Below are 7441 nucleotides of genomic sequence, written 5' to 3' on the forward strand. Positions count from 1 at the left end.
ACGCTTTCCGGCAGGCGCATCCACGACGCGCGGCCGAGCATCACGCTCTCGGCTTCGAGGCCGCCAACGCCGATCGCGATCACACCGAGCGCATCGACGTGCGGCGTGTGGCTGTCGGTGCCGACGCAGGTGTCGGGGAACGCCACGCCTTCGCGCACCTGAATCACCGGGGACATTTTCTCCAGGTTGATCTGGTGCATGATGCCGTTGCCCGGCGGGATCACATCGACGTTTTTGAAGGCCTTTTTGGTCCAGTTGATGAAGTGGAAACGGTCTTCGTTGCGGCGATCTTCGATGGCGCGGTTCTTCTCGAAGGCCTGGGCATCGAAACCGCCCGCCTCGACGGCCAGCGAGTGGTCGACGATCAATTGCGTCGGCACCACCGGGTTGACCTGCGCCGGGTCGCCGCCCTGCAAAGCGATGGCATCGCGCAGGCCAGCGAGGTCGACCAGCGCGGTCTGGCCGAGGATGTCATGGCAGACCACCCGCGCCGGGAACCACGGGAAATCGAGATCGCGCTTGCGCTCGATCAGTTGCTTGAGGGAATCGGTGAGCGTGGCCGGGTCGCAGCGACGCACGAGGTTTTCCGCCAGCACGCGGGAGGTGTACGGCAGGGTGTCGTAGCTGCCGGGTGCAATCGCCTCGATCGCCGCGCGGGTGTCGAAGTAATCCAGCGGCGTGCCGGGCAGGTTCTTGCGGAATTCTGTGTTCATCGGGTCAGGACTCGGGTCACGGTAATTTCAAAGGGTGAGGCCAGACACCTGAGTTGCACACCGTCCACTGTGGGAGCGAGCCTGCTCGCGAAAGCGATAGATCAGTCGACATCCTTGTTGGATGCCAGTCCGTCTTCGCGAGCAGGCTCGCTCCCACAGGGTCTAGCGGGGTTCTCTGGTTCCGGGTCAGCTCACCATTCAGCGACGTTCGATTGGCACGAACTTGCGCTGTTCGACGCCGGTGTATTCGGCGCTCGGGCGGATGATGCGGTTGTTGGCGCGTTGTTCGAACACGTGCGCGGCCCAGCCGGTCAGGCGCGAGCAGACGAAGATCGGCGTGAACAGCTTGGTCGGGATACCCATGAAGTGGTACGCCGAGGCATGGTAGAAGTCGGCATTCGGGAACAGTTTCTTCTGCTCCCACATGGTCTTGTCGATGGCTTCCGAGACTGGGAACAACACCTTGTCACCGACCTCGTCCGCGAGTTTTTTCGCCCAGCCCTTGATAACCTCGTTGCGCGGGTCGCTGTCCTTATAGATCGCGTGGCCGAAGCCCATGATCTTGTCCTTGCGCTCGAGCATGCCGAGGGTGCCTTTGATCGCCTCTTCCGGCGACGAGAAGCGCTCGATCATTTCCATCGCCGCTTCGTTGGCGCCACCGTGCAACGGGCCACGCAGCGAACCGATCGCCGCCGTCACGCACGAGTACAGATCCGACAAAGTCGAGGCGCAAACGCGTGCGGTGAAGGTTGAGGCATTGAATTCGTGTTCGGCGTAGAGGATCAGCGACACGTTCATCACGTTGACGTGCAATTCACTCGGTTTCTTGCCGTGCAGCAGGTGCAGGAAGTGGCCGCCGATGGTTGGCTCGTCGCTGACGCAGTCGATGCGCTTGCCGTCGTGGCTGAAGCGATACCAGTAGCACATGATCGCCGGGAACGCGGCGAGCAGACGGTCGGTCTTGTCGCGCTGTTCGGAGAAGTCTTTCTCCGGTTCGATGTTGCCGAGGAATGAGCAACCGGTGCGCATGACGTCCATCGGGTGGGCGTCGGCGGGAATTCGTTCGAGCACTTCTTTCAAAGCTTGCGGCAGGTCGCGCAGCTTGCTCAGTTTGCTTTGATAGTCGGCCAGTTGCGCTGTTGTCGGCAGTTCGCCATACAGCAGCAGATAGGCGACTTCTTCAAATTGCGCGTCGGCGGCCAGCTCACGCACGTCGTAGCCGCGATAGGTCAGCCCGGCTCCGGCCTGGCCCACGGTGGACAGTGCGGTTTGCCCGGCTACCTGGCCACGGAGCCCGGCGCCACTGAGTACTTTTGCTTCGGCCATTGTGTTCTCCAATCTTATTGAATTTGTATGGGGAAACTTGTGGGAGCGAGCCTGCTCGCGAAAGCGCTGGATCAGTCGACATCAATGTTGGATGTCAGTCCGTCTTCGTCGGAACGCCGCCCGGAGCCGGCTCGCTCCCACAGGGTTTTGTTCAGCCTTTCTTCTGTGCAAACAACGCATCGAGCTTCTGCTCGAACGTGTGGTAATCGATACGATCATAGAGCTCCATGCGAGTCTGCATGGTGTCGATGACATTCTGTTGCGTGCCATCGCGGCGGATCGCCGTGTAGACGTTTTCCGCTGCCTTGTTCATCGCGCGGAACGCCGACAGCGGGTAAAGCACCAGCGAGACGTCAGCGCCGGCCAGTTGTTCGGTGGTGTACAGCGGCGTTGCGCCGAACTCGGTGATGTTGGCCAGGATCGGTGCTTTCACACGATTGGCGAACAGCTTGTACATGTCCAGTTCGGTAATCGCTTCCGGGAAGATCATGTCGGCGCCGGCTTCGATGCACGCTGCCGCGCGATCAAGTGCCGATTCCAGACCCTCCACTGCCAGTGCGTCGGTACGCGCCATGATCACGAAGCTGTCGTCGGTACGGGCATCGACGGCGGCTTTGATGCGATCGACCATTTCCTGCTGGCTGACAATTTCTTTATTCGGGCGATGGCCGCAGCGCTTGGCGCCAACCTGGTCCTCGATGTGAATCGCCGCCGCGCCGAACTTGATCATCGACTTGACCGTGCGCGCGACGTTGAAGGCCGACGAGCCAAAACCGGTGTCAACATCCACCAGCAGCGGCAGGTCGCAAACGTCGGTGATCCGCCGCACGTCGGTGAGCACGTCGTCCAGCCCGGTGATGCCCAGGTCCGGCACGCCCAGCGAGCCTGCGGCCACGCCGCCGCCGGACAGGTAGATCGCCTTGAAACCGGCGCGCTTGGCCAGCAGCGCGTGGTTGGCGTTGATCGCGCCGACCACTTGCAAAGGATGCTCGCTGGCGACCGCATCGCGGAAGCGCTGGCCCGGCGTGTTCAGGTTGGAAGTCATGCATCACCTCGTTCAGTGGCTGTCTTGTTGTGGGCGCCGTCCTCGTAGTGACGGGCGATGTTGCGTTTCGAGGCGCCGATGTGGCGGCGCATCAACAATTCCGCGAGCTCGCCGTCACGGTCGGCGATGGCATCGAGAATGCGGTGGTGTTCGGCGAAGGCCTGGTGCGGGCGGTTCGGCGTGGTGGAAAACTGGATGCGGTACATGCGCACCAGTTGATACAGCTCGCCGCAGAGCATCTGCGTCAGCGTGCGATTGCCGCTGCCCTGGATGATCCGGTAATGAAAGTCGAAATCGCCTTCCTGCTGGTAATAACCGACGCCGGCCTGAAACGCCGCATCGCGCTCGTGGGTTTCCAGGACCCGGCGCAGTTCGTCGATTTCCTCGACGCTCATGCGCTCGGCAGCGAGGCGGCAGGCCATGCCTTCGAGGGATTCACGGATTTCGTAGAGTTCGATCAATTCGGCATGGCTGAGCGAGACCACCCGCGCACCGACGTGCGGCACACGCACCAGCAAGCGCTGGCCTTCCAGACGATGGATCGCCTCACGCAGCGGCCCCCGACTGATGCCATAAGTACGCGCCAGTTCCGGCTCGGAGATCTTGCTGCCCGGGGCGATTTCGCCTTTGACGATAGCCGCCTGAATGCGCCGGAAGACGTTTTCCGACAGCGTCTCGGAATCGTCGCCGCTGATGACTGGGGGATCGAGTTGATCCAGCATGATTGTCGACACCTTTAAATCCAATGCGGCAAAAACTAGCCAATAAGACCGCATCAGTCAAAGGATAAATAGGTATTGTCGACAATCGTCTAATAACCGCAGCCAATCGATCATCTATTAATGTTGGAGCGAGCTTGCTCGCGAAGGCGGCACATCAGCCGGCTTCTACATCGAATGACACAGCGCTTTCGCGAGCAGGCTCGCTCCCACAAGAGTGGCATCCCTTGCAGCTCATGGGTCGGCGCAAGCGCTGGCGCCATAAAACCACCGTGCTAGAATGCCGCCCGCATTTGCGGGTCTTTAGTACGGCTTGCCATAAAAAGCTGCCAGGCACACGCGGGGGCTTGCGCACGGTTGCGCGGGCACCTGAACCGATAACGGAACGCTGCGCACCAGGATTTATGAGACTCAAGCCTTTCCCCACCTTTTTTGCTCTGTTTTGCCTGCCGGGCCTCGCCGCCGCGGGGGAAAAAACCGTGTACGGCCTCAACGAATACGCTTCGCTTGACGGCATCAATCTCGAAGTTGCGGCCAAACTCGACACCGGGGCGAAAACCGCCTCGCTGAGCGCCCGCGACATCAAACGTTTCAAACGCAACGGTGAGTCCTGGGTACGTTTCTACCTGGCCATCGACACCGCGCATTCACACCCCATCGAACGGCCGCTGGCTCGCGTCAGCAAGATCAAGCGCCGCGCCGGCGACTACGATCCGGAAGAAGGCAAGCAGTACACCGCCCGTCCGGTGATCGAGCTGGATATCTGCATGGGTTCGGCATTGCGCAGCATCGAAGTGAACCTCACCGACCGAAGTGCGTTCCAATACCCGCTTTTGATCGGCTCCGAGGCGCTGAAACGCTTCGACGCGCTGGTCGACCCCAGTCTTAAATACGCTGCCGGCAAACCTGCCTGCACCATCGCCGCTCACACCGCCGAGTAATTTCCATGCGTTCTCTAACCTTCCACCTGAAAATCCTGATCGCCGTGCTGGTGCTGCTGGGCGTTTCGGTTACGGCCTATCAGATTTTCGTGCTCGGCATCCCGGTGACCGAAGACGCCACCGACGACCTGTGGAACATCGACGCCAAGGTCGAGTTCGTCGCCAGCACCAAGGATCCGGTGAAGATCCAGATGTTCGTGCCGCCGCTGAGCCGCGATTACGTCAGTCTCAACGAAAGCTTCATCTCCAATAACTACGGCGTAGCGGTGAACCGCATCGACGGCAACCGCAAGGTGACCTGGTCGGCCCGTCGCGCCAAGGGCAACCAGACCTTGTATTACCGTCTGGTGCTGACCAAGCGCTACACCGCGGAAAAATCCAAGGTCAAAGGCCCGACCTTCCGTGACAGCATGGTCATCGAAGGCCCGGAAAAAATCGCCGCCGAAGCCCTGCTCGCGCCGATCCGCCAACACTCGGCCGACGTCGAAACCTTTATTGGCGAGGCGATCAAGCGCGTCAACAACGTGAATGACGACAACGTCAAGTTGCTGCTGGCCGGCGATCCGTCGACCTCGCACAAAGCCAAGATCGTCGAACTGCTGCTGTCGATTGCCCACGTCCCGGTAGAAAAAGTCCACACCATCCGCCTTGTCGCCGATCAGCCCCAGACACCCGAACTGTGGCTGCGCAGCTTCAACGGCAACGACTGGCTGTACTTCAACCCGGAAACCGGTGAGCAAGGCCTGCCAACCGACCGCCTGCTGTGGTGGACCGGTGACGAAAACCTGATCACCGTCGACGGCGGCAAGAAAGCCAACGTGACTTTCAGCCTGAACAACAGCGAGATGAACGCGATTCGTCTGGCCAAGCTGACCGACGAAAACACTGACGCCAACTTCCTCGATTACTCGCTGTACGGCTTGCCGCTGCAGACCCAGCAGACCTTCATGATCATGGTGATGATCCCGATCGGCGTACTGGTAATCCTGATCCTGCGCAACCTCGTCGGCCTGCAGACCCTGGGCACATTCACCCCGGTGCTGATCGCGCTGGCCTTCCGCGAAACGCAGCTGGGCTTCGGCATTCTGCTGTTCACGGTGATCACCGCGCTGGGCCTGTCGCTGCGCTCGTATCTCGAACATCTGAAACTGCAAATGCTGCCGCGCCTGTCGGTGGTGCTGACCTTCGTTGTGGTGTTGATTGCGGCGATCAGTCTGTTCAGCCACAAGCTGGGGCTTGAGCGTGGCTTGTCGGTGGCGCTGTTCCCGATGGTGATTCTGACCATGACCATCGAACGTCTGTCGATCACCTGGGAAGAACGCGGCGCCAACCATGCGCTGAAAGTCGCCATCGGCACGCTGTTCGCCGCCTCCCTGGCGCACCTGATCATGACCGTGCCGGAGCTGGTGTACTTCGTGTTTACCTTCCCGGCGATCCTGCTGATTCTGGTCGGTTTCATGCTGGCGATGGGTCGCTATCGCGGCTACCGCCTGACCGAACTGGTACGTTTCAAGGCCTTCCTGAAGAAGGCTGACGCCTGATGTTCGGTTTCTGGAAGACCTGGAAGGCCCTCGAGGCGCGCGGCATCATGGGCATCAACCGCCGAAACGCGGACTACGTGCTCAAGTACAACAAGCGCAGCCTGTACCCGATCGTCGATGACAAGATCCTCACCAAGGAACGCGCCATCGCCGCCGGCATCCACGTGCCGGAGCTGTACGGGGTGATCTCCACCGAGAAGGAAATCGACAAGCTCGACGAGATCATCGGCGGGCGCAGCGACTTCGTGATCAAACCGGCGCAGGGCGCGGGTGGCGACGGCATCATCGTCATCGCTGACCGCTTCGAAGGCCGTTATCGCACGGTGTCGGGCAAGATCCTCGCCCACGAAGAGCTGGAGCATCACATCTCCAGCATCCTCACCGGCCTGTACTCGCTGGGCGGCCACCGCGACCGCGCACTGATCGAATACCGTGTGACCCCGGACCAGATCTTCAAGAGCATCAGCTACGAAGGCGTGCCGGACATCCGCATCATCGTGCTGATGGGTTACCCGGTGATGGCGATGTTGCGTCTGCCGACCCGCCAGTCCGGCGGCAAGGCCAACCTGCACCAGGGCGCCATTGGCGTTGGTGTGGATCTGGCCACCGGTTTGACCCTGCGCGGCACCTGGCTGAACAACATCATCACCAAACACCCCGACACCACCAACGCGGTGGACGGCGTGCAACTGCCCTACTGGGACGGTTTCATGAAACTCGCCGCCGGCTGCTATGAGCTGTGCGGGCTGGGTTATATCGGTGTGGACATGGTGCTCGATCAGGAAAAGGGTCCGTTGATTCTCGAACTGAATGCGCGGCCGGGGCTGAACATTCAGATCGCCAACGATTGCGGCCTGACCTTGCGCACTCACGCGGTTGAAGCGCGGCTGGAAGAGCTGAAGGCGCGGGGCGTTAAGGAATCGGTAGAAGAGCGGGTGGCGTTTACCCAGGAGATGTTTGGGCATATTCCTGCGGTCGAGGGCTAAAAGCTGAAAAGCCCCTCACCCTAGCCCTCTCCCGGAGGGAGAGGGGACTGACCGTGGTGGATGCGAGAGCTGCGCCGACCTGAAATACCCGGTCGAACTCCGGCCTTGAAAAGCATGAAGATCGGCTCCCTTTCCCCCTCGCCCCCTTGGGGGAGAGGGCTGGGGTGAGG

The 7441-nt window shown here is 60.8% G+C and carries 7 protein-coding genes; 3 read left to right on the plus strand and 4 right to left on the minus strand.

Features of this window, described 5'->3' with window-relative positions; genetic code table 11:
- The 4 genes from D8U71_RS25420 to D8U71_RS25440 all read right to left on the minus strand — a co-directional run.
- Positions 1-713, minus strand: a 713-nt coding sequence (locus D8U71_RS25420; protein ID WP_241664261.1) for an aconitase family protein, incomplete at its 3' end; no start/stop codon positions are given.
- A gap of 198 nt (positions 714-911) precedes the next feature.
- Positions 912-2039, minus strand: coding sequence for a 2-methylcitrate synthase (gene prpC, locus D8U71_RS25425; protein ID WP_130888993.1), 1128 nt, complete (start codon positions 2037-2039; stop codon positions 912-914).
- A 151-nt stretch (positions 2040-2190) separates the two neighbouring features.
- Positions 2191-3084, minus strand: a complete 894-nt coding sequence (prpB, locus tag D8U71_RS25435; protein WP_024012298.1) for a methylisocitrate lyase — start codon at positions 3082-3084, stop codon at positions 2191-2193.
- Positions 3081-3803, minus strand: a complete 723-nt coding sequence (locus D8U71_RS25440) for a GntR family transcriptional regulator (RefSeq protein ID WP_177180867.1) — start codon at positions 3801-3803, stop codon at positions 3081-3083. The genes prpB and D8U71_RS25440 overlap by 4 nt, the downstream gene beginning before the upstream one ends.
- Positions 3804-4207: 404 nt before the next feature.
- On the opposite strand from D8U71_RS25440, the gene D8U71_RS25445 reads away from it, so the two are divergent.
- Genes D8U71_RS25445 through D8U71_RS25455 form a run of 3 tightly spaced genes read left to right on the plus strand, consistent with a single transcriptional unit; the run spans position 4208 to position 7271 of the window.
- Positions 4208-4744, plus strand: coding sequence for an ATP-dependent zinc protease (locus D8U71_RS25445; protein WP_041479149.1), 537 nt, complete (start codon positions 4208-4210; stop codon positions 4742-4744).
- 5 nt (positions 4745-4749) lie between these two features.
- Positions 4750-6285, plus strand: coding sequence for an inactive transglutaminase family protein (locus tag D8U71_RS25450; protein WP_024012295.1), 1536 nt, complete (start codon positions 4750-4752; stop codon positions 6283-6285).
- Positions 6285-7271 (plus strand): alpha-L-glutamate ligase-like protein, encoded by a 987-nt coding sequence (locus D8U71_RS25455; RefSeq protein ID WP_016773817.1) that lies wholly within the window; start codon positions 6285-6287, stop codon positions 7269-7271. Before D8U71_RS25450 ends, D8U71_RS25455 begins: the two co-directional genes overlap by 1 nt.
- Positions 7272-7441: the final 170 nt, after the last annotated feature.

This window comes from Pseudomonas sp. Sample_21, from assembly GCF_004307525.1.
Lineage (GTDB): Bacteria > Pseudomonadota > Gammaproteobacteria > Pseudomonadales > Pseudomonadaceae > Aquipseudomonas > Aquipseudomonas atacamensis.

What these genes read in the sequence shown, in the direction of transcription:
- D8U71_RS25455 (WP_016773817.1), top strand. Translation starts at nt 6,285, where the DNA reads ATGTTCGGTTTCTGGAAGACCTGGAAGGCCCTCGAGGCGCGCGGCATC.
- D8U71_RS25450 (WP_024012295.1), top strand. Translation starts at nt 4,750, where the DNA reads ATGCGTTCTCTAACCTTCCACCTGAAAATCCTGATCGCCGTGCTGGTG.
- D8U71_RS25445 (WP_041479149.1), top strand. Translation starts at nt 4,208, where the DNA reads ATGAGACTCAAGCCTTTCCCCACCTTTTTTGCTCTGTTTTGCCTGCCG.
- prpC (WP_130888993.1), bottom strand. Translation starts at nt 2,039, where the DNA reads ATGGCCGAAGCAAAAGTACTCAGTGGCGCCGGGCTCCGTGGCCAGGTA.
- prpB (WP_024012298.1), bottom strand. Translation starts at nt 3,084, where the DNA reads ATGACTTCCAACCTGAACACGCCGGGCCAGCGCTTCCGCGATGCGGTC.